The organism is Tritonibacter sp. SIMBA_163, from assembly GCF_046535935.1.
Taxonomy (GTDB): domain Bacteria; phylum Pseudomonadota; class Alphaproteobacteria; order Rhodobacterales; family Rhodobacteraceae; genus Epibacterium; species Epibacterium scottomollicae.
Map to the genome: position 1 here is coordinate 1 of NZ_JAWJBP010000816.1, position 256 is coordinate 256.

The 256-nt window shown below is 59.8% G+C and carries 1 protein-coding gene; it reads left to right on the forward strand.

Going from position 1 to position 256, the window contains the following annotated elements; all coding sequences use genetic code 11:
• Positions 1–256, forward strand: a 256-nt coding sequence (locus tag R0J92_RS24590) for a hypothetical protein (RefSeq protein ID WP_411053610.1), incomplete at both ends; no start/stop codon positions are given.

The window sequence follows — 256 nt, forward strand, 5'->3', positions numbered from 1 at the left end:
CCGGCGAATATGACGACGGGCGGCTCGGCGAAATCTTCCTCGACATGAACAAGGAAGGCTCGTCGCTCAGGGCGCTGATCAACAACTTCGCCATCTCGGTGTCGCTCGGCCTGCAATACGGCGTGCCGCTGGAGGAATATGTGGAGGCCTTCACCTTCACCAAGTTCGAGCCGGCCGGCATGGTCCAGGGCAATGACGCGATCAAGAACGCCACGTCGATCCTCGACTACGTGTTCCGCGAACTTGCCGTTTCCTA